The 21,103-nt window shown below is 69.8% G+C and carries 23 protein-coding genes; 11 read left to right on the top strand and 12 right to left on the bottom strand.

Translation table 11 applies throughout. The features are described 5' to 3' along the window. From VF632_RS20490 to VF632_RS20480, 3 genes are read left to right on the top strand one after another with little or no spacing between them, the layout of a single operon-like run. Positions 1-507, top strand: a complete 507-nt coding sequence (locus VF632_RS20490; protein ID WP_331024779.1) for a hypothetical protein — start codon at positions 1-3, stop codon at positions 505-507. A gap of 2 nt (positions 508-509) precedes the next feature. After that, entirely contained in the window at positions 510-1,355 is an 846-nt protein-coding gene (locus tag VF632_RS20485) for a hypothetical protein (RefSeq protein ID WP_331024778.1), read from the top strand. Beyond that, a complete protein-coding gene (locus VF632_RS20480) occupies positions 1,355-1,939 on the top strand; it encodes a GNAT family N-acetyltransferase (RefSeq protein WP_331024777.1) in 585 nt (194 codons plus the stop codon). Before VF632_RS20485 ends, VF632_RS20480 begins: the two co-directional genes overlap by 1 nt. 73 nt (positions 1,940-2,012) lie before the next feature. Here the strand turns inward: VF632_RS20480 and VF632_RS20475 are convergent, their stop codons facing one another. Together VF632_RS20475 and VF632_RS20470 are read right to left on the bottom strand one after the other, a co-directional pair. After that, positions 2,013-3,338, bottom strand: coding sequence for a DUF6986 family protein (locus tag VF632_RS20475; protein ID WP_331024776.1), 1,326 nt, complete (start codon positions 3,336-3,338; stop codon positions 2,013-2,015). A 32-nt stretch (positions 3,339-3,370) separates the two neighbouring features. Continuing rightward, on the bottom strand, positions 3,371-3,940 hold the full coding sequence (locus VF632_RS20470; RefSeq protein ID WP_331024775.1) for a nucleoside deaminase: 570 nt from the start codon (positions 3,938-3,940) through the stop codon (positions 3,371-3,373). A 363-nt stretch (positions 3,941-4,303) separates the two neighbouring features. On the opposite strand from VF632_RS20470, the gene VF632_RS20465 reads away from it, so the two are divergent. The 4 genes from VF632_RS20465 (at position 4,304) to VF632_RS20450 (ending at position 8,158) form a co-directional block, all read left to right on the top strand. Continuing rightward, entirely contained in the window at positions 4,304-6,379 is a 2,076-nt protein-coding gene (locus VF632_RS20465) for a xanthine dehydrogenase family protein molybdopterin-binding subunit (RefSeq protein WP_331024774.1), read from the top strand. Next, complete coding sequence (locus VF632_RS20460) at positions 6,364-6,786, top strand: (2Fe-2S)-binding protein (RefSeq protein ID WP_331024773.1); 423 nt, start codon at positions 6,364-6,366, stop codon at positions 6,784-6,786. The genes VF632_RS20465 and VF632_RS20460 overlap by 16 nt, the downstream gene beginning before the upstream one ends. Then, a complete protein-coding gene (locus VF632_RS20455) occupies positions 6,783-7,604 on the top strand; it encodes an FAD binding domain-containing protein (RefSeq protein WP_331024772.1) in 822 nt (273 codons plus the stop codon). Before VF632_RS20460 ends, VF632_RS20455 begins: the two co-directional genes overlap by 4 nt. 77 nt (positions 7,605-7,681) lie before the next feature. After that, positions 7,682-8,158 carry a hypothetical protein gene (locus VF632_RS20450; protein ID WP_331024771.1) on the top strand — a complete coding sequence of 159 codons (477 nt, stop codon included), beginning with the start codon at positions 7,682-7,684 and terminating at the stop codon, positions 8,156-8,158. A gap of 156 nt (positions 8,159-8,314) precedes the next feature. On the opposite strand, the gene VF632_RS20445 is transcribed toward VF632_RS20450, so the two are convergent. The 6 genes from VF632_RS20445 to VF632_RS20420 all read right to left on the bottom strand — a co-directional run bounded on the left by VF632_RS20445 (position 8,315) and on the right by VF632_RS20420 (position 13,520). Further along, positions 8,315-8,923: a hypothetical protein gene (locus VF632_RS20445; RefSeq protein WP_331024770.1), complete on the bottom strand. Its 609-nt coding sequence runs from the start codon at positions 8,921-8,923 to the stop codon at positions 8,315-8,317. Positions 8,924-8,985: 62 nt separating this feature from the next. Next, on the bottom strand, positions 8,986-9,762 hold the full coding sequence (locus VF632_RS20440) for a hypothetical protein (protein WP_331024769.1): 777 nt from the start codon (positions 9,760-9,762) through the stop codon (positions 8,986-8,988). Continuing rightward, positions 9,763-10,914: a L,D-transpeptidase gene (locus tag VF632_RS20435; RefSeq protein ID WP_331024768.1), complete on the bottom strand. Its 1,152-nt coding sequence runs from the start codon at positions 10,912-10,914 to the stop codon at positions 9,763-9,765. It abuts the gene before it with no gap. Positions 10,915-11,207: 293 nt separating this feature from the next. Next, positions 11,208-11,831, bottom strand: a complete 624-nt coding sequence (locus VF632_RS20430; protein ID WP_331024767.1) for a LemA family protein — start codon at positions 11,829-11,831, stop codon at positions 11,208-11,210. 40 nt (positions 11,832-11,871) lie between these two features. Continuing rightward, positions 11,872-12,630, bottom strand: coding sequence for a nucleotidyltransferase domain-containing protein (locus VF632_RS20425; RefSeq protein ID WP_331024766.1), 759 nt, complete (start codon positions 12,628-12,630; stop codon positions 11,872-11,874). Then, positions 12,627-13,520 (bottom strand): TPM domain-containing protein, encoded by an 894-nt coding sequence (locus VF632_RS20420; RefSeq protein WP_331024765.1) that lies wholly within the window; start codon positions 13,518-13,520, stop codon positions 12,627-12,629. The genes VF632_RS20425 and VF632_RS20420 overlap by 4 nt, the downstream gene beginning before the upstream one ends. Before the next feature lie 18 nt (positions 13,521-13,538). Between VF632_RS20420 and VF632_RS20415 the strand changes: the two genes are divergently transcribed. The 4 genes from VF632_RS20415 (at position 13,539) to VF632_RS20400 (ending at position 18,429) form a co-directional block, all read left to right on the top strand. Then, positions 13,539-14,129, top strand: a complete 591-nt coding sequence (locus VF632_RS20415; RefSeq protein ID WP_331024764.1) for a hypothetical protein — start codon at positions 13,539-13,541, stop codon at positions 14,127-14,129. A 768-nt stretch (positions 14,130-14,897) separates the two neighbouring features. Beyond that, on the top strand, positions 14,898-16,343 hold the full coding sequence (locus VF632_RS20410; RefSeq protein ID WP_331024763.1) for a trypsin-like peptidase domain-containing protein: 1,446 nt from the start codon (positions 14,898-14,900) through the stop codon (positions 16,341-16,343). A gap of 281 nt (positions 16,344-16,624) precedes the next feature. Then, a complete protein-coding gene (locus VF632_RS20405) occupies positions 16,625-17,971 on the top strand; it encodes a DUF2254 domain-containing protein (RefSeq protein WP_331024762.1) in 1,347 nt (448 codons plus the stop codon). Positions 17,972-18,048: 77 nt separating this feature from the next. Next, the gene (locus VF632_RS20400; RefSeq protein ID WP_331024761.1) at positions 18,049-18,429 is read left to right on the top strand and encodes a hypothetical protein; all 381 of its coding nucleotides are present in this window, start codon (positions 18,049-18,051) and stop codon (positions 18,427-18,429) included. 119 nt (positions 18,430-18,548) lie between these two features. On the opposite strand, the gene VF632_RS20395 is transcribed toward VF632_RS20400, so the two are convergent. From VF632_RS20395 to VF632_RS20380, 4 genes are all read right to left on the bottom strand, one after another. Then, positions 18,549-19,313: a hypothetical protein gene (locus tag VF632_RS20395; protein WP_331024760.1), complete on the bottom strand. Its 765-nt coding sequence runs from the start codon at positions 19,311-19,313 to the stop codon at positions 18,549-18,551. 22 nt (positions 19,314-19,335) lie between these two features. Beyond that, entirely contained in the window at positions 19,336-19,704 is a 369-nt protein-coding gene (locus VF632_RS20390; RefSeq protein ID WP_331024759.1) for a hypothetical protein, read from the bottom strand. A 118-nt stretch (positions 19,705-19,822) separates the two neighbouring features. Further along, complete coding sequence (locus VF632_RS20385; RefSeq protein WP_331024758.1) at positions 19,823-20,587, bottom strand: hypothetical protein; 765 nt, start codon at positions 20,585-20,587, stop codon at positions 19,823-19,825. Next, on the bottom strand, positions 20,584-21,021 hold the full coding sequence (locus VF632_RS20380) for a hypothetical protein (protein WP_331024757.1): 438 nt from the start codon (positions 21,019-21,021) through the stop codon (positions 20,584-20,586). Before VF632_RS20380 ends, VF632_RS20385 begins: the two co-directional genes overlap by 4 nt. Positions 21,022-21,103 lie beyond the last annotated feature (82 nt).

Raw genomic sequence — 21,103 nt, 5'->3', positions numbered from 1 at the left:
ATGCGACGTAACCTGTACGCGGCGCTCGCCGCCGTCGTTCTCACCGCCTGCGGCAACCCGTCCGGCAGCAGCGGCAACCAGCAGGGATCTCTGCGGTTCGACTACACGGGAGCCGCCACCGGCAGCTACCTGGCCGAAGCGCCGGCGCAGGATACCGCCGGCACCGCCTCGTTCGCCCTTGCACGCACGCTGCCGCTCGGCCTGGAACTCGATTCACGTCCGAGCCCCGGTACGTCGGCGGTGGGCCGCGTGCAGCTGGTGATCGATCAGAAGGGTACTGGGCGGTTTCCGTTCGCGCTGATCTGCGACATGCTGTCTACCGCCCGCTGCGCCTCAGGGCGGGTGGAGCTTACCAACCCCGCTACCGGCACGCGAGCAACGTACTTGCTGATCGCCGGCGAGCTCGTCGTGACCTCTGCCGGCGGTGGCCGGGTCCGTGGCACGTTCAGTGGAACGGCACAACTGAGCGTCGCGCGAGAAATCCAGATCCAGAACGCGGCGCGCTGACCGTGACCGTGCGCCGCATCGGCTTCCGGACGCGGGTGGTCGACCTCGCCTCGGCAGACACCACGCTGGTCATCAGGATGGAGGCCGCGCCCGTGACGCTCGCGCCCGTCACGGCAAGGGCGCGCCGGCGGATCTGCCCGCATCGCGACGACCCAGGCGCCCGCGCAGCGTGGGAGCGCATGCGGAGCCGGTACTGGCAGGTAGGCGCGGACTCGCTACACATCTTTGGCTTGATGGAAACGCAGCGGGACACCGTTGCTCGCGCCGAGATCGGAAGGCCTGGCCCCACGAACATCGGCTGGATGCAAGGCTCCCTGCCGTGGGGGGCCGATCCGTTCTTGCCCAGACAGGGCTACGCATTCCGAAACGGCGCGTCCGTGGGTGATCGCACAACATTCTGGTGGTACATGCACCTGGATGCGGGCGACGCGCAGCACTTCACGCAGACGATGTTCGCCCGGATGCACACGCTGGCGTTCGTGCCGGGTGCGGCGGGCGAAACGGTGATCGGCTTCTGCCCGCGCGAGCGGCTGGGCGAAAAGGGGCAGATCGAGGGCATGCTGACGCTGCGCCCGGACAACACGCTGGCGCGCGCCCAATGGGTTTTCCGCACCCGCGAGCCGGTGGAAGACGCCGGCGGCGAGGCCAGCTATCTCCCGCCCGATCCCCAGTTCCACTCCATCCTGCTCGCCGAAACCACGCTCTTCTGGCGGAAGATTCCGCGCGGCGAGTACTACGTCGAGCACGAGCGGTACAGCGGCTATCGATTCCTGGATGGCACCTTCACGCCGCGCGCCGTCGCCGACACGGCACAGCGTCAGCACACGCCTGTGCGCAGGCGTCCGTGATGGATGTTGAGATTACCGAGGAGTCGACTGCCAGCCTCCGAGACTACGCCAGCGTCCCCATCGCCTTCGAGGTCGCCTCGGCGTTCGAGGTGCACCGCGATGGCGAGCGCTTCGTGCTCACAGAGGTGGCTGTTCCTTCCCCGTACATCAAGGACTACGACGCGCTCCACAGTGAGCATCCGTCCGAATGGGCGAGGCGATTCGACGTGTCCAGGTGGGGCGTGCTCGCAGCGAGAGCAGGCGGCAGGCGCGTGGGCGGAGCGGTGATCGCGTTCGACACGCCCGGCGTCGACATGCTGGAAGGGCGGCGCGACCTGGCCGTGCTCTGGGACATTCGCGTTGCCCCGAAAGCGCGCAGCAACGGCGTGGGCGCGGCGCTCTTCCGCGCCGCCGAGGCGTGGGCGCGGGCGAGGGGGTGCCGCCAGATCAAGGTGGAGACGCAGAACGTGAACGTGCCCGCATGCAGGTTCTACGCGCGACAGGGCTGCGTTCTCACCACGGTCGACCCCTCCGCCTATCCCGGGCTCCCCGGCGAAATCCAGCTGCTCTGGTACAAGAATCTCGGACTGGCGACGAACGCCTGAGTAGAGATTTTCTAACGGCGAAAGCCCCGCGGGAGCTTGCTCCGGCGGGGCTTCTTCTTGTTGGGATGCGCGATCAGCGGTGGCCGATGATGTGGTGGAACGATCGGCTGGCGAGGTCGTCGGCGGAGAGCCCGGTGTGCTCCCTGACCTCCGCCTCGTCGAAGGCGCCGCAGGCGATGCCGCGGAGGAAGTAGTTGAGCAGGCCCTGCCCCGCGTGCGGATCGTCGAAACTGTCGCCGGCCTGCGCGGCTTTCGCCAGGAACCCGCGCAGGCGCGCCGCGGCGGCGTCGCGCCCGGCCAGGAAGAAGGCGAACACGGCGGCGTAGCGCGTGGGCAGCTGCGCGGGGTGAAGGTCCCACCCCTGGTAGAAGCCGTGCACCAGCGAGTGCTGCACGTCTTCGAAGTGCATCCGCCAGGCGCGGTGCACGGCGTCGCGGTTCTCGCGCGCCTGCCCCGGCGTGAGCGCGCCGCCCTCGTGCGGGGGGACGGGGAGCACGGCGGTGGATCCATCCGAAAGCCAGATCCCCGTGCCGGCGAACGCCACCTGCATGGCGTGGCGCGCAAAATCGCACGCCTTGTGGCGCATTCCCTGGTACGCGGCGGTGATCCCCACGCCCGACGTGTAGTCGTAGGTGCCGAAGTGCGCCCCGGTCAGCCGTCCGCGCGCGGCGGCCAGGAAGCCGGGAAGCGGACTTCGGCCGTCCGCGCCGATGACGGCCTGCGGCACCTCCACCATCAACTCGAACTTCAGCGCTCCCTCGGCCAGCCCCAGGCGCGGCTCCAGCAGGTCCAGCACGTCGCTGAAGAAGGCCGCCTGCTCGGGGATGGTCACCTTGGGCACCGTCAGCACGAAGCCGGCGGGGAGCCGCCCTCCGCTCGCCTGCAGCAGCGTCGTCATAAACAGGTCCAGCGTGCGGATGGCGCGGCCGCGCAGCTCCTCGTTCAGCGGCTTCAGGCGCAGGCCGACGTACGCGGGAAGCATCCCGGCATCCATCCCGCGCGCCATCTCGCGTGCCGTCGTGACGGCGGTCTCATCCTCCTCGGCGTCGGGGCGGCTGCCGTAGCCGTCCTCGAAATCCAGGCGGAAGTCCTCCACCGGCTCGCGCGTCAGCTTGTCGACCACGCGCGCGTACAGCGCCTCCGCAAGATCGTCCGCGGGCAGCCCCAGCGCGCCCGCGAACTCGGCCGCGGTGGGCGCGTAGTCCTCTAGCGCACGCAGCGCGAGCTGCCCATGCTCCACCGCGCTGTCATGGCGAAAGAACTGGGCACCCGCATAGACGGTGTGCACCGGCTGGCGGGCGCTGGTCTCGCCCGGGTAGCGCGCGGCGAACTCCAGGTTGGCGGGGCGCAGCCGGGCCGCGGCAGCGTCCAGGTCGACGGAATCCAGGGAGCCGTTCACTCCCGCACTAACGCACTCAAGCACTGGCGCCGTCATCCGTTGTAGATGATGCCCTGGCTCGTCCGGTAGAGCTCGAGCACTGCGTTGGCCTCTTCGCGCAGCACGCCGTGGATGATCTCGATGCCGCGCGCCTCCAGGTACTCGTGCGATTCGGGAAAGACGGGGCCCTCCTCGAAGTTCAGCCGCCTGGCGTCGTCGCGATGGGCGCCGCAGAGCACGCGGCGCACGCCGCTCCACAGCGTGGCGCCCAGGCACATGGCGCACGGCTCGCACGAGGTCACCAGCTCGTAGACGGGTCCATCGTCGGAGCGCAGGGTGAACGACCCCAGCCGCGCCTGCGCCATCATGAACGCCACCATCTCACCATGGAGCGTGCAGTTGTTCAGCCGCACCACGCTGTTCATCCCCACGGCCACCAGCGCGCCCGTGTCCCGCTCGAAGATCGCCGCGCCGAAAGGCCCGCCCGTCTGCCGCACGACGTTCTCGCGCGAAACCTCGATGGCGAGCCGCATCTTATCTTCGTCCGACGTGTAGCGGCGGTTCCAGTCGATCAGGGACTCTACCCAGTCGGGGTAGCCAATCTGGATGGGCGGGATGGTCATTCCGGGGGCGTCGGAAAAGTGGAAGAGCAGTCGATGGTGTCATCCGTACCATAGCCGATGCGGGGGGTCAGGACAAGAAAAAGGAAGGCCTCACACGGAGGGCACGGAGGACACAGAGGAACTGCAACAGGAGAAACAATCATTGGATCGGGGTAATTCTCGCGCTGATCCCTTCCCAGTTCCTGTCGTTCCTCCATCTTTTTCCCTCCGTGTCCTCCGTGCCCTCCGTGTGAGACCACAGTTCGCAGTTGCGCGCGCACGGAAAACGCGTATTCGTTCCAGATGCACCTCCACTCATCCCCACCGCAGCAGCAGGCCCGCATGACCCCAGCCGTCGGCCGGAGCGTATCGCGCAAGGATGGAATGGCCAAGACCCTGGGCACGGCCAAGTACATCGACGACCTGAGCTTTCCGGGAATGCTGTACGGCCGGACCATCCGGGCCACCATCCCCAAGGGACGGGTGCGCGCCATCCACCTGGACTTCGACCCGGCCGGGTTCACCATCGTCGACTATCGCGACATCCCCGGCCCGCAGTGCAACTTCGTCGCGCTGATCGAGGCCGACCAGCCGTTCCTGGTGTCGGACGAAATCAACCACGTGGCGGAGCCCATCCTGCTGCTGGCGCACGAGGACCGCGACAAGCTTCTCGCGGCCGAAGTGCGCATCGAGTACGTCGAGGCCGAGCCCGTGCTGGACCCCGAGCAGTCGCCCACCGTCTTCAAGCACCTGCGCATCCGCAAGGGCGACACCGAGGCTGCGATGGCGACGGCGGACGTGATCGTCGAAGGCACCTACCGCACCGGCCACCAGGAGCACGTCTACATCGAGACCAACGGCGTGATCGCCGTCCCCGAGAACAACGGGATCACGGTCTACGGCTCCATGCAGTGCCCGTACTACGTGCACAAGGCGCTCAAGGCCCTGCTGGTGCTCCCCGACGAGCGCGTGCGCGTGGTGCAGACCGAGACGGGTGGGGGGTTCGGCGGCAAGGAAGAGTACCCCAACATCCTGGCGGGGCACGCCTCGCTGCTGGCCCGGAAGGCCGGCCGGCCGGTGAAGATGGTGTACGACCGCGTGGAAGACATGATCGCCACCACCAAGCGGCACCCATCCATCATCCGCCATCGCACGGGGGTGATGAAGGACGGTCGGCTGGTGGCCATGGAGATCGACGTGCTGATGGACGGCGGCGCGTACGTCACCCTGAGCCCCGTCGTCCTGTCGCGCGGATGCATCCACGCCGCCGGGCCGTACCGCTGCGACCACACGACCATCGTGGGGCGCGCGGTGATGACCAACACGCCGCCGAACGGCGCCTTCCGCGGCTTCGGCGCGCCGCAGACGCAGTTCGCCACCGAAGTGCACATGGACCGCATCGCCGAGACGCTGGGGATGGACCCGGCGGCGCTCCGCGAGCTGAATGCGCTGCGCCCCGGCGACACCAGCGCCACGGGCCAGGTGATGGGCGAGGACTGCAGCGCCGTGGAGGCCCTGCGCGCCGGGGTGGAACGGTCCGACTACCACCGCAAGCGCGCCGAGTACGCCGGGTCGAACCGCGGCATCGGGCTGTCGCTGTTCTTCCACGGCTCGGGCTTCACCGGCAGCGGCGAAATCTACCTGGCGTCGAAAGCCACGCTCGAGGCGACGGAGACGGGCGCCCGCATCCGCGTCGCCAGCGTGGAGATGGGCCAGGGCACGCGGACGATGCACGCGCAGATCGTTGCCGACGCGCTGGGGATTCCGTACGAGAACGTAGAGATCGTGCAGCCCGACACTCACCAGGTGCCCGACAGCGGGCCCACGGTGGCGTCGCGCACCTGCATGGTCGTCGGCAAGATCCTGCAGCGCTGCGCCGAGGAGATGCGCGAGCGGCTGGGCGAGTTGACGCCGGGCGAGTACCTGCGTGAGCACGGGCCGCTATCCATCACCCGCCAGTTCGAGAAGCCCGAGGAAATTTCCTGGGACGACACCGAGTACACGGGCGACGCCTATGCCGCGTACGGCTGGGGATGCGACGTGGCCGAGGTGGAGCTGGACCCCGTCACCTACGAGGTAAAGCCGCTGCACCTGACCATCGTGCACGAGATCGGCAAGGCCATCCACCCGTCCATGGTGGTCGGGCAGATCGAGGGCGGGTCTGCGCAGGGCGTGGGCTGGGCGCTCAACGAGAACGTGGTGATGAAGAACGGCGGCATGGCCAATCCCACACTGACCAATTACACCATCCCCACCACCCTCGACGCGCCGCGGATGGACGTGATCGTCCTGGAAAATCCGAGTGGATACGGCCCGTTCGGCGCCAAGGGCGTGGGCGAGATGCCCATCGACGGGCCCGCGCCGGCGGTCGTCAACGCCATCCGCCACCTGGGACTGGACGTGCGCTCCATCCCCGCGATCCCCGAAACCATCATGGAGGTGGCATGCGCTTCACGCTGAACGGCGCCGAGACGGAGGTCGACGCGCATCCCATGAAGCGCCTGCTGGACGTGCTGCGCGAGGAGTGCGGGCTGACGGGCACCAAGGAGGGGTGCGGCGAGGGCGAGTGCGGCGCCTGCACGGTGCTGGTGGACGGGCTCCCCGTCGTCGCCTGCCTCGTCCCCTTCGCCCAGGCGGCGGACGCGGAGGTGACGACCATCGAGGGGCTGGGCGGCACGCACCCCTACCAGCGCGCCTTCGCCGAGTTCAGCGGTGCGCAGTGCGGCATCTGCACGCCGGGGATGATCCTGGCCGCCATCGCCCTGGGCCCGGACCCGTCGCTGGACGACATCCGCACCGGCCTGGCGGGAAATCTCTGCCGATGCACCGGCTACGAAGCCATCTACCGGGCCATCCAGAACGCATGAAGACGGCGACCACCACGCTGGACCTGCGTCCAGCCCGCACGCTCGACGAGGCGCTCCGCATCCTTGCCGAGGACGGGCCGCGGGTGCCCCTCGCGGGGTGCACCGACGTGTTCGTTAACCTGCACTTCGGCACCACGAGCGATCGCCGGTTCATCAACATCTGGGGGCTGGACGAGCTGCGCGGAATCAGTGCGGACGGTGGCGTGCTGCGGCTGGGCGCGCTGACCACGTACACGGAGATGATCCGCTCCGACGTGGTCCGCGAGTGGCTTCCCGCGATGGTGGCGGCGTCGCGCGAGGTAGGCGGCGTGCAGATCCAGAACCGGGGCACGATCGCGGGGAACATCGCCAACGGCTCCCCGGCCGCCGACAGCCTTCCCGTCCTCGCCGTGGCGGATGCCGTCGTCGTCCTGCGCAGCGCGGCAGGCGAGCGTCGCGTCCCCGTCAACGAGCTCTACACGGGCTATCGCGCGACCGTCGTCCGCCCCGACGAGCTGATCGTGGCGGTCGAAGTGCCGCGGGTGGAGGGGACGCAGTGGTTCCGGAAGGTGGGGACGCGGGCGGCCCAGGCCATCAGCAAGGTGGTGATGGGGGCCGTGCGCGGGCCGGAGCCACGCATCGCCTTCGGCAGCGTGGCGGCGACGGTGGTGAGGGTGCCGGCGACGGAGCGGTGCCTGGCGGCGGGCGGGTCCATCGACGAGGCGCAGCAGGTGCTGGAGGGCGAGATCACGCCCATCGACGACGTCCGCTCCACCGCCGCGTACCGGCTTCGCGTCGCGAGCAATTTGCTGCGCCAGTGGTGGGGCGAGACGCAGTGAGTGTCACTTTCCGCCGGGGAAAGACGTTCATGGATCGTGTGTACGACGCAGATGAACACTTCTCCACCTGACCGGCCATGAAGAACACATCCTCTCTGATCCTGATCTCCGCCCTGCTCGCCGGCGCCGCGTGCAACCGGCTGGACAACTTCTTCCCCGAGCCCGAGGCGGGGCGCCACGTGGGCATCGTGGAATGGTCCGCCAGCAACGTGCAGACCTTCGCCGATCCGGCGCTGGGCGTGATCACCGCGCCGGATTCGGTCACCGCCGGCGAGCCCTTCCAGGTGACGATCACCACCACCGGACCCAACGGGTGCTGGCGGGCGGACGGGGCGGAAAAGGCGGTGCAGGGCAACCTGGCTACGATCACCCCGTTCGACCGCGTGGAGGGCGAGGTCTGCACCCAGGCGCTCGTCAGCCTTCCCCGCTCCGTCGAGGTACGCTTCGACGTCCGCGGCGAGGCCACCATCCGCGCGTACGGACGCCGGGTGCTGGACGGCAACCTGAACGCCGCGACGGAACGTACGGTCGAAAAGCGGATCATCGTCCGCTGATCCCCGGCCCCTCGACTCCGTCCGGTAACAGCAGTTTCACGCAGAGGTCGCAGAGGCAAAAGAGAGGACGCAGAGGCTTGGGTCAGCCCTCTGCGTCCTCTCCGTCTTCTCTGCGTCCTCTGCGTGATGCTCTTTCGGTTTTCTCGATCGAACGGATCAGCGCGGACCCGAACGGGGCTCGCCTCCGGGGGTCCCGGTAGGACCTTCCCCGGGTCCACCGCGCTCGACCGACCGCTCGCGGCGCATGTTGCCGCCGTCGGGCGCGTTCATGCGGGCAGACATGCGGCCCAGCAGCACGCGTCCGGCGCGCACGTCGTGGCCCACGTCGATCAGCAGCAGCGTCAGGTCGCCCGCGCCCCACAGCATGGCCGAGAGCACGCCGCCCTGGATGACCTCGGCCAGCAGGTTCAGCGCCAGTTCCGGCCAGGCGGGCGCCTCCGACGAAGCCTCGAACATCAGCCCGGCCACCACCTCGGCGATGATGGCCACCAGCACGATCATCGCCACGATCTTGAACAGCCGCGCGATGTACTGCAGGCCGATGTACGGCTCGGTGTCTTCGGCGCGGATGGCGCCCGGGTCCCGCCGCAGCCCCGTGGGATCGGTGGGCTTCACCGCCGGACGCGACACCATGTCGTCGTCGCTCGGCACATGCCCGCCCGTCAGGAAGTGCCCGTCGTTCGGTCCCCCCGCCGGAGATCCGCCCCCCGCCCCGTGCCCCGTGGGTCCGCCGCCGATGGGCCCGCCCGCCTCGTCGTCTCGCATTCGTCCCTCTCCCCGTGTGGTCTTCGTCAGCCCGCGTATCGATCAGAACCCCTGGTGCCACATCAACGTCGCCGCTCGGCGACGAACAGCTGGGCCTCGCCGAAGCCTGCCCGCCGCGCCGCGTCGGCGGCCCACTCCAGCCGGGCCACCTGCTTCTCGGTGTGCCCGTCGCTTCCCAGCGAGAAGCGCACCCCCGCCTGCGCCGCCTTGCGCAGCAGCCGGTCGTGCGGCAGACGGTAGCGGTTGCTGATCTCCAGCGCCACCCCGCTTTCCGCCAGCGCCTCTACGTAGCGGTCTTCCCGCTCGTCCGTCCACCACACCCCCACCTCCGATTCCAGCTCGTACAGCGCCGGCGGCGTGAGCGTGCTGTGCGCCGCGATGTGGATGGGCATGGTGCGCACCATCCGGCACAGCTCGCTCACCATCACGTCCATCAACTCCTGCGGCTGCCGGTTCCACGGCTCGGGCAGGGTCTGCCACCAGGGCGAGCCCATCCCCCCGCCCGGAAGCGGAAAGCCGTGGTTGCTGCCGATGCGGTAGTCGAAGCGGTCCAGCAGCTCCTGGGGAAGCTCCTGGATGAAGTCGTCGCACCAGCAGAACTCGCCCGAGCGGAACACGGGCACGTCTTCGAGCGCGTCCTGGTAGCGCCGCAGCGCCGCCTCGGTCGCCACGAACCGGTCCGTGTTGCGCCGCGAGATGTGGTCGGCGATGCCGATCTGCACGCCGCGCTCCCGCGCCAGCTCCACAACGCGCTCCAGCGGCAGGTCGCCGTCGGAAAACGTGGTGTGCGAATGGAGGTCCTGCGTGCCGATCAGCGAATGGCCCATGTCCCCCGGCATTCAGCTCCCCCGCGCCGTGCGCGTGCGATAGCGGGCGCGGTACGCCTGCTCGGCCCCCTGGATGGCCAGCCACCCGGCCTGCCCCTCGGGCCCCAGCCGCTCGCGCGGCACCCGCTTCGTGGGCCACGGCGTGGTCACCTCGTCCAGCGAGCCGTGCCACATCTCCATCGTCGCCTCCACGATGGCCTCCGCCGCGCGGTCGCGCTCCTCGGCGCCGATGCGGTTGAGGCTTACCGTCACCCGCAGCGACCCGCGCGAGAACGCGTCCGCCAGAAACGTGGCGTACTCCTCGCGCCGCGCCTCGTTTCGCGGGGCCCCGGCGCGCGACAGCAGCCCGCGCAGCGCCACGGCGTCCTCCGCCAGGCCGCGGCCCAGCAGCGTGTGCGCCGTGAACGCCCAGGAAGAGGCCGTGTCCGACGATGCCGCCAGCTCGCGGTCCAGCCGCGTCAGCAGGTTGGCGGTCGACACCCGGGCCAGCGGGTTGGCGGCGGGACGGGTGCGGCGCGCGGCGCGGGTGAACGCCGCCACGCTGTCGGGCTGCTCGCCCAGCACCGGCGCCGTCCCCACGATCACCACCGGCGTGCCCACCTGCACGTTGTGGTACAGGCGCAACGCGTTGGCGTTGCTCAGGCGGATGCAGCCGTGCGACACCCGGCGGCCCAACAGCTCGGGCTTGTCGGTGCCGTGGATGGCCAGCTCGTTGCCCAGGTACACCGCCGCGGCGCCCAGCCCGCCCTCCTGCCGCCGCTCGGGCGAATCCAGGGGCGGCACCGGGCGCTTGTTCTCGACGAACCACCAGTCCGGGATGAACCAGGTGGGGTTCTGCTCCTTGAACTGCACGTACATGGTGCCGCTGGGGGTGTCGAACTGGTACTCGCGGCTCCCCGTCGTCAGCCGGAACCCCGTGCCCGTGCCCACGGGCGCCTTCCACAGCACCCGCTCGCCGTCCATGAAGCGCAGCTCGTTGACGTCCACGTCGACGACGACGTACTTCAGGTCGCGCCGAACCGGCGGCTGGTCGGGCGGGGGCGCGGCGACGCGCGGGTCTTCGGGCGCCGGGCGCTCCGCCCGCGGCACGCCGAACACCGAGCAGCCGGCCAGCAGCACCGTCGCGAGCGGAACCGCCACGCGCGACAGGATGGAAAAGCTCATGCCTCTATCGCCTGATCGTTCTCTGCACATGCTTTGGCCCCCATGCGGCGGGCGCAATCGGGCCGGCAGGTTGCAACCCCTGCGCCAGCGCGACACCGCGGCGCGGAGGTGTCTGCGCGCGAAGACCACGCGTGCAGTCCGCGAAGGCGGACTTCGGGCCGTGGTTGCCGCGAATTCATTCGCCCCAGTGCCGGGGCTTCGGCGAGCTCACGAGGTACCACCCAGCCGGCGCTGAATGCACGAGGAGCCAGCGGAGGCGATCCCCCGCTGGCTCCCCGCGATCCCGTCCTCCGCTACTTGCCGGCGCCGAAATCCACCGTGGGCGTCTGGTCGGCGTTGGCGGGGGCCGTGTAGGGCTCCTTGCGCTGCGCGCCGCTCATCCGCGCGGTGATCACCGTGGGAAACTTGCGGATGTACGTGTTGTACGTCTGCACCGACTGGTTGTAGTCGCGCCGGGCGACGGCGATCTGGTTCTCGCTCTCGGCCAGCTGGTCCTGCAGCGCCTGGAAGTTCTGCGTGGCGCGCAGCTGCGGGTACGCCTCGACCGCGATGTTCAGGTACGTGCCGATGCTGCGGGTGACCGCCGCGTCGGCCGCCTCGATCTGCTTCACGTTGCCCCCCTGCACGGCCTGGGAAAGCTGCTGGCGCGACTGCGACAGCTGCTGCTCGGTGGCGGCCACGCGCTGCTGCCCCGCGCGCGCCGCGGCCACGTCGCTGAAGGTGCCCCGCTCGAACTCGGCGGCGCCCTTTACGGTGGCCACCAGGTTGGGGATCAGCTGGTTGCGGTTCTGCAGCGCCACGCCGATGTCGGCCTTGGCGCGCTCGGTGGATTCGTCCAGCTCCTGGATGCGGTTGTACCCGCAGCCGCCCAGCGACAGGGCAAGGCCCAGCACCATCGCCGTCTTCATCACCCTCATGACTATCCTCCGGAAAGCGGGGTCGGTTCTCGATGTTTCGTCAGGCACGGGCGCCATCGCCGTGCACCAGCCGGTCCACGTGGTTCACCACGCGCGACACGGCGTCCAGGTATCCCACCACCAGCGGTGAGTCGGCCTCGGCGCGCAGCTTTCCGCCGCTCGTCCGGGCCCGGTGGATCTCCAGCAGCGGCCCCGGGCTGAAGCCCACCTGGTCCGCCACCCGCTGCACCACCGTTTCCGCGTCGCGCACGCCGGGCTCGCCGCTCAGCCGCAGCACCGTGCGGAAGAGCACCAGAAAGGTGCTGAACGACCGCATCACCACATCGGCCAGCTCGTTCGGGTCGGCCGCCAGGAGCAGGTAGCGTTCCCGGAGCTGGATCTGCTTGCCCTTCAGCTCGCGCTCGCACTGCAGGCGCAGGTCTTCGGGGCGGATGGTGATGCCTTCGAAGGGGTCCGCGCCCGAGAGCCGGATGTTGGCGTCCTGGATGTCGGCCAGCTCGATGGCCCACACGTCGGCCGACCGGCGCCACTCGTCCACCGACATCACCAGCGGCGGCGGGTTGCGCTCCGCCACCCACGCCCGCGCCGCCTGCGACGCGCGCCGCAGCGTGGCCGGCGACACGTCGCGCAGCAGCACCAGCACGTTCAGATCCGACACGCCGGGGCGGTACTCGCCCCGCGCCGCCGAGCCGTACAGCACCGCCGACACCAGGTCGGCCTCGAAAATCGCCTCCAGCTGCCACGCCAGCTCCTGAGCGCGCCGCAGCTCCGGCGGCATCTCTCCCACGTTCCTCGTCACCAGTCTCCTCCCGCGCCGCCGCCCCCGAATCCACCCCCACCGCCGAATCCACCGAATCCTCCGCCACCACCCCCACCGAAGCCGCCACCGCCGCCCCATCCGCCGCCGCCCATGGGAAAGGGGATGATGACCGGCATCCCGAAGCCGCCCCTGCGCCGCCGGCCGCCCCCTCCGCCCCCGCGGCTGGCGAGGATGAAGAAGACGATGATGATCATGACGATGAAGAAGCCGCCCCCTCCCCCGCCCTGCCGCCGCCCGGTCTGGCGCTCCTGGGGCTGCGGCGCGGGCGGAGCGCCGCCCGTCAGCTGGAAATTGAACGCCTCGGCGTACTCCTGCGCCACCCCGCGCACGGCGAGGAGGATCCCCTCGCCCACGTTGCCGGCCTGCAGCTGGGGCACCATCAGGTCGCGCCCGATGCGTCCCGCCTCGGCCGCGGTGATGAAGGTGTTGGTGCCCAGCCCCGTCTCCACCCGCCACTTGCGGTCCTGGATGGATACGAGCACCACGGCCCCGGTGTTTCGGGCGCGGTCGCCGGGCTCGCCCTTGGCGCCGATGCGCCACTCGCGGCCGATCTGCAGCCCCACCTCGGCGGCCGTGCGGCCCTGCAGCGAGGGGAGGGTGACGACCACGATCTCCCCGCCGGAGCGGGCGCGCACCTCGTCGATGACGGCGGCGATGCGCTCCTCGTCCTGCGCCGGGATGGCGTTGGCGAAGTCGTTGACGTAGCCCACCGGACGGGGCAGCTGCAGCTGCGCGGCGGCGGGCCCGCACACCAGGGCCAGCGCCCATGCGAGCAGCAGCGTAACGATCCGGCGCGGCGCTTGCGCACGCTGGCGTTGCCGGACACGCAGGCGGGGCCTACGTTCCAGCGCGTTCCTGAGCCGTCCCATTCCTCCCGGAGCCCGTGGATGAAACGTGCGCTGCTGTTTCTGGCCGTCTGCGTGACGGCCGCCGGATGCAGCGATTCGAAGGTGGTCGTCCGCGCGGCGCTCGCCGAAGGCGGCGAGCCGATCGTGGACATGCCCGTTTACCTGCTGCCGTACGACCGCAAGGCCCTGATGGATTCACTGGCCCGCGCGTCCGACGAGCCGGAGCCCACCATCCCGGCAGACCTCGTACAGCAACTTGAGCGCCTGAACGCCGCGCCGGTGGTTCCGGGCGACTCGGCGTCGAGCGCAAACGTGGCGCTGCGGACGGTGCTGCGGGCCCGGATCGACAGCATCCGCGCCGCGCGGACCCAGTGGAGGCAGCGCGTGTTCGCGCCGTTCGACAGCGTGGCGCGCATGAAGGAAAGCGAGCTGGCCGAGACCGCCGCCTCCGATACGACGGACGCGCGGGGGCACGCCGCCATCCCGGCCGACGAGGGGCGGTTCTGGATCTACGCCACCTACGTGCTTCCGGAGACCACGCTGGAGTGGAACCTGCCCGTTTCGGTGCGCGGCGACAGCGTGGTGGTGCCCCTGACGCGCAAGAACGCCAAGGAGCAGCAGTTCTTCTGAGGGGGCGCCCCTCCCCCGGCCCCTCCCCGCACGGTACTGCCGTGCGGAGAGGGGGGAACCACGCGCGCCTCCCCTTGGCCCACACGCCCACACCCTGTCATCCTGAGTCTTTCCCCGTCCTCCGGCCGACCCTGAGGGATGAAAAGGGCTCGCGGGCGCCGTTTATGATTTGGACGAACTGGACTTTTTCTATTCAGGCCCAAGCCCACCGCACCGGCCCGCAAATCGTCCTTCGCGGGCCGAAGGATCTAGCCTGGGGCACGAACCAGCCCGGGCGCGGCAGCGGTCACAGACCCCTGGGACTCGGACCGGCTGAGGGGCGGCACGGGCGAATGAATTCGCTGCAACAAATACACGAAGTCCGCCTGCGCGGACTGGCTTGCTTCGGTGTGGGGGAGATCCGGGTGGCGCGTCCGGGTCTCGCACCAGGCGACGGTGTGCGGATGGGCCGGTGCACGACCGGAAGTGTGTGGCGGATCCCTCAGTCGCTGCCGATTGCGGTGCGTGGGAAGGCTCGCCGGGGCCGCTCCATCGGGATGACACCCGTGGGGCGGGGGCGGGTCCCGTGTACGTGCAGGTGAAGCCCCGAGCGGTCGCGACAGCGGCCCGAAGCGGGGCTTTCCGCTGTTCCAGCCGCGGGTTCACCCGCGCCTGGATCCCGGACTTGGCTCGGCACATCCGGCGGCGGCGCGAACCTCGCCGGCCTGCGTGGGTACATCGTCGCGCCAACGCGTGGAGCCCTCCGAATCTCCCTATCTACCTGACCGAATGTCTCGCAAGTCGCTGATCCCGGCACTCCTGATCCTGCCGCTCGCCGCCGCGTGCGGGGGAGGCGCCAGCGCCAACGAGCCGGTGGCCCGGGAAGACGGCTTGGCCGTGCTGCGCGAGCCGCCCCCGGCCCGCCCGGTGGAGGCGGCCCGGCTCGGAAGTGCCGTGCAGGAGGCTCGGCGCACCGCCATCGTGGCCGCGGCCGAGCGCGTGGCGCCGGCGGTGGTGAGCGTGAACGTGCTGCGGCGCGAGCGCGTGGTGCCGCGCAGCATGTGGGAAGAGATGATGATTCCGCCCGGCGCCGAGCGGGAGGTGGCGGGCTTGGGCTCGGGGTTCATCATCACCCCCGAGGGTCTGGTGATCACCAACGAGCACGTGGTGCGCGCCGCCTCCGAGGTGATGGTGACGCTTCCCGATGGCCGCGAATTCGACGCCGACGTGGTGGGCGCCGACGAGGTGAACGACCTGGCGCTGCTGCGCATCCGGGGCGGGCGCGGGCTGCCCGTGGCGCCGCTGGGCAACAGCGACGGGCTGATGATCGGCGAGTGGGTTATCGCCATCGGCAACCCGTTCGGATTCCTGCTCAGCAACCCGGAACCCTCCGTCAGCGCGGGGGTGGTCAGCGCGGTGGGGCGCAACATCGGGGGTGCCGGCGGGCAGCGCAGCGTGTCGCTGGACCTCATCCAGACCGACGCCTCCATCAACCCCGGCAACTCGGGCGGGGCTCTGGTGAACGCGCTGGGCGAGGTGGTGGGCGTGAACTCGTCGATCCTTTCCAGCACCGGCGGCAGCGAGGGACTGGGCTTCGCCATCCCCATCAACCGCGCGCGCCGGATTGCGCTGGACCTGGCGGACGACGGCCGCTACCGCCGCGCCTGGATCGGCGCCGACGTCGAGGCCGTGCGCGCCGAGGGGCCGCGCCGCCTGGCCGAGGTGCGCATTTCCCAGGTGGTCGCGGGCTCGCCCGCCGAGCGCGCCGGGCTGCGGCGGGGGATGCGCGTGGTGTCCATCGGCGCCAAGCGCATCCGCACGCCGCTGGACTGGCAGGCGGGGCTGCTGAACGCGGCGTACGGCGAGCCGCTGGAGGTGCGGGTGATGGAAGGTGGACGCGAGCGCACGATCCGCGTGCAGCCGGGAGACCTGCCGTCGATGGGCGCGGAGCGCATCCAGGCGCTGCGCGACTTCCAGCTGGTGACGCTCACTCCGGCCATCCGCGCCGAGCGCGGCCTGCAGAGCGAGCAGGGCGCGCTGATCGTGGGCCTGTCCGACGCGGCGCGGCAGCTGGGGCTGAGGGAGGGCGACCTGATCCTGCAGATCAACCGCGTGCGCGTTTCCACCGCCGAAGAGGCCGCGCGCATGCTGGGGCAGCTGACGGGGACCGGCGTGGTGATGTACGTGGAGCGCGAAGGCCGGCTGGCCGCCACCCAGTTCATGCTGGGGAGCTGAGGGACGGGCTGGTCCATGGCTGTCGCCGCAGCCGCCCCCCATCCCAGTCCTTCCGCCGCGAACTGCCATCGGGGATGACAGGCGCGTTGCGGATGGTGCCGGCGCATGCCCCGGGGTGGCCCCTCCCCCGGCCCCTCCCCGCATGCTGCGCATGCGGAGAGGGGAGAATTCGCTCGCCCGCTCCCACTCCGGTCCGCACTCCCGCACTCAGCGCACTTTCCTGTGTTGCTGCCGGAACCGAGCTTGCGTTGAAACGGCGCGAACCCTGACCCGCCGACGCCGTGAAGCTCAAGCTGCTGCACCTGATCGAAACGCTGCGCTCCACCTACTGGTTCATCCCCACGATCATGGCCGTGCTCGCGGGGGTGGGAGCCGTGCTGCTGGTGCAGGTGGACCGCTTTCTTTCCGCCCGGTTCGTCGACCAGCTCGGGTGGATCTATTCCGGCGGGCCAGAGGGCGCGCGGGCCATGCTCAGCGTCGTCGCGGGCTCGGTGATCGGAACGGCGGGGGTGACGTTCTCCATCACCATCGCCGCGCTATCGCTCGCCAGCACGCAGCTCGGGCCGCGCATCCTGTACAACTTCATGCGCGATACGGGCAACCAGTTCGTGCTGGGCACCTTCATCGCCACGTTCGTCTTTTGCGTGCTCGTGCTGCGCACCATCCGCGGCGCGGACGAGTCCGGGCGCTTCGTCCCGGCCATCTCCATCACCCTGGGGCTGGCGCTGGGGCTGCTGAGCATGGGCGTGCTGATCTACTTCATCCACCACGTGGCCGTTTCCATCCAGGCACCCAACGTGGTGGCGGTGATCGGGCGCGACCTGGCCGACGAGGTGGAGCGCGAGTTCGCGCCGGAGAACGGCATTCCGCCCGAGAAGCGCACGCCCGGGTTGCCCGACGAGTTCGACCGCGACGCGGCCGTGGTGGAAAGCACCGCCGACGGCTACGTGCAGGCGCTGGACGAGAACGCGCTGGTGGAGATCGCCCGGCGGGCCGACCTGCTGCTGGTGATCGAGCGGCGGCCGGGCAAGTTCGTGCCCGAGGGGATGCCGCTGGTGCGCGCGTGGCCCGCGGAGCGCATGAACCTGGGGTGGGAAAGCGACATCCGCAGCCGCTTCGTGCTGGGATGGCAGCGGACGTCGGAGCAGGACGTGGAGTTTGCCGCCGACCAGCTGAGCGAGGTGGCCATCCGCGCGCTGTCGCCGGCCATCAACGACCCGTTCACCGCCATGGGGTGCCTGGACTGGCTGGGCGCCGCCCTGTGCCGCGCCGCCCATGGGCGCACCCCCGACCCCGTGCGCGTCGACGACGAGGGCCGCGTGCGGGTGGTCTACCGTCACCCGATCACCTTCTCCGGCTTGGCCGACGCGGCCTTCGTGCAGATCCGCCAGTTCGGCGCCCGCAGCCCGTCGGTGATGCTTCGCATGCTGGAGGTGATCACCACCGTCATCCGCAGCACCCGCGGTGACCGCGACGAGATCCAGGTCCTGCTGGAGCACGCGGAAACCATCCGCCGGGCGGCGCTGGACAACGCCGAAGAGCCGCGCGACCGCCACGACATCGAGGAGCGCTACCAGACCCTTCTGCGGGCCGCCGGGGTGATGCTCGGCGAGGTCGCGCAAGCGTGACGTTCCGCCCGCCGCGCCGCCCAGGCCCGACCGTTGCAACGCGCCGGGCCCTTTCACGAAACCAGCGGAGAAAGCGGATGGCGTACGGATTGATCCAGTTCACCGAGGCGGGGCGGCGGGTGGCGGCCCTGGTGAGAACCGAGCACGGCCAGCCCACCGGCGCCGACGGGGTGATGGACCGGCTGGCGGCGTTCATCGAGGAAACCTCGCCCACGCTGATCCGGCAGGGGTCGCCGGGGGCGTTGTACATGGCCGAGCTGTTCACCGCCCGCGAGGTGCAGGCCGGGCGCGCCATCCGGGTGGTCGGCGGGCAGGGCGAGCTGGGCATCGGGCCCGACGAGGTGGCGGCGCTGCAGGGTCCCGGCTACCTGTACGACTTCATCGTGGGCCCCGAGGGCGACCGCAGCCCACCCATGGTGCACGTGACCCCCGTCCACGACTCGCCGCGGGTGGAGTAAGCCCCGGCGCCTACCGGCAACGATTGCCGGCCTTCGATGCAGCCCATCGTGTCACGGCGGCAGACCCGAAAGAAATCAGGCCCGGTGAACCGGGCCTGATCGAATATTCCAAGGAAGCGCTACCCGAACGAGGGGCGGGGCTTCGGCCTCGTCTGGAGCAGCCCCGGCACCGGCTGGCGGTGCTCCGCGTGCCGGTACCGCTGGTACGCGAACCACGCCATCATCCCCGCGAAGAGAAGGCGGCAGAACTCGATCGACCAGAAGGGGGGCGTCCACCCTCCCGGCGTATCGGCCCAGGCCAGGGCGGCCAGGAAGATCACGCCGAATATCGACCGGAAGCCATGGGTCGCCAGGGCGAACCACAGCAGGCGGTCGACCGTCTCGCGCAGCATCAGCACGAACAGCAGAGCCGCCAGCACGATGAACCCGCCCGCGTCGAGGATGGCTGTCGCGGTGTAGTGGCGGCCCGCCTGCAGCGATCCCTCGAAATATCCATACGTCCCCCCCAATCCCAGCGTGGCCGCGGCAACCCCGTACGCCACCATGCGCTGCCGGGGCGTCAGCTGCCGTGAGTAGCTGATCCAGAAGAGCGCGCCGTACAGCACGAACGTCAGGAAGGTGCGGCTGTGGTTGAACACGGGGGCGAAGCGCAGGTAACCAGCGTACACCGGCGCCTCGCTTCCCGCCATGAACGCGGCGATTCCCCAGCCCCCCTGTACCAGCTTATCAATACCGTACACGGCGAAGAACAGCCCGGCCGCGTACCAGCTCTCGGCGTGCCCGGCGGGAGCCGACGCTCCCATCCGCCGCGCCGCCAGCAGCGCGTACACGCTGAAGCACAGCAGGAACAGCGTGACGCCCGTCTGGAGGGTGAGAGTGATCACCGTAGTACCGCGAGGTCAGGGGTCAGCCGGTCGGGTCTACGCAGTGCGGTGGGCAGGTGTGCGCGTCGTTCTCTACCGTGAACGTTTCGCTGTACTCGCCGGACTCGCCGGGCACGCGGTCTTCGTGGTACAGGCGGATCTGAAGGGTGGCGATGTTGTGGTTGGGGTCGTCGATGGTGATGGTGATGTCGCGCCTGTTGTTCTTGCCCTTCAGCTTGATCGTGTGCTTCTTGGGATGCCCTTTTCCCCTGCAGTCCACGGGCTTGCTCCTGTCCTGCCGGTACAGCGTTTCGGCCGTGCCTCCGACGGGCTCGATGACGCACGAGCTGGCGAACGCGGGATGAAAGCTGACGTCGTAGCTGTCGGTAGAAACGGTCTTGTGGTCTTCCATTTTGTGCCTCCGGAAACGGATTTTACGGCGGGGAGGGAACTGCAGACGATCTACAAAGTGCACTTCAACAGGCGGCCGGGCAAGTGCATCCGCCTTCATCCGCCACCGTGCGGACGCCTCAGCTTTCCGCGGGGCGGCGGAGGGCGTGCAGCCGTTCGAAGAGCGCGGGAACGTGCCGATTCTCGATGGCGCGGCGCAGGCGGATCTGGGCCAGCAGCGAAGCGATCATGGCTACCGCGACGTTGATCCAGCAGAAGATCAGGGCGGCATCCAGGGCGCGGGCGCTTTCCAGCAGCGCCAGGCTGGCCATCAGGCTTACCACCAGGGTTTCCTTTACGGCATGCGCGGCCACAGCCAACCATAGCAGCAGGTCCATCCCGTCGTTCATCACGCCCACCAGCAGGGCGAGCAGCGACGCCAGAACGGCGGCCGTGGCAAGCACCGCCAGGGCCGTCATCTGGGCGTGGTTGTCGATGGTGCCGTACAGGGCCGCCGCCGTCGTTCCTCCCACCACGGTTCCGCCGATCACCCACAGCGCGCCGAGAGACACCTGACGCACCCGCTCCGGGCGCGCGGCGAGCAGGGCGACGAGCATCAGGCCGTACGCCGCCATGCCCGCCTCCCGCCCGATGTTTCCGGCGGGGCTCCACTCGAGGTACGTGCGGTAGAACGGCGAGTCGGGGCCCGCATGGAGGGCCGCCGTGGCCGCCAGCGTCTGCACGCCCCCGAACACGCCGACGAACACGAAGGAGGCGCCCGTCACCAGCCAGCCCGCTTCGAGCTTGCGCCAGCGGGCAGCGCCCAGGTGACGCCACGCCTGCAGCGACCGGATGCCGAACAGCAGCGTAAGCGCGGCGTTCACCAGCTGGAGCGTGGCGGTCATCCGCCGGGCAGTATTGCGCAATTCGGTGGGCAGAGGACGACCACGTCCCTGATGATCACCGTTTCTTCCTCACCACCCTCGGCGAGCGCCACGGGGGTTCCCTTGGGCTTCAGCCGGATCTCGATGCTGGCGATCTCGTGCAGGGGATCGTTGATCACCAGGCCGAAGTCGCGCGCGTTGGGGCCGCCGCGGAACTCGAACTCGCTGCTGGCCCACGGCAGCACGGCGCCCGCGGGAAGTACGAACGGTCCGGCCTGCGTGTACAGGTCGACGGCCGTTCCTTCCCGCTGCACCGTCACGTTCCGGACGAACCCCGGATAGAAGGCCGACGTGTACCCGTCTACCGACACCTCCACGCGCGACGGCGAGGGGGGATATACCTGGACGTAGTCGGAGTTGTTCTGGCCGGTGCTGCCGCCGTCGGTTTCGCTCATCAACGCCTCCAAAGGATTGTCACTCCAAGCCTGCACTCTTCCTTCATGATGGTCGCAGGGGCTGCCATTGCGCAAGGACTTT

The organism is Longimicrobium sp. (assembly GCF_036388275.1).
Taxonomy (GTDB): Bacteria; Gemmatimonadota; Gemmatimonadetes; order Longimicrobiales; family Longimicrobiaceae; genus Longimicrobium.
Note: the sequence above shows the minus strand (reverse complement) of the source record. Positions and strands in the feature narration are given on the sequence as shown.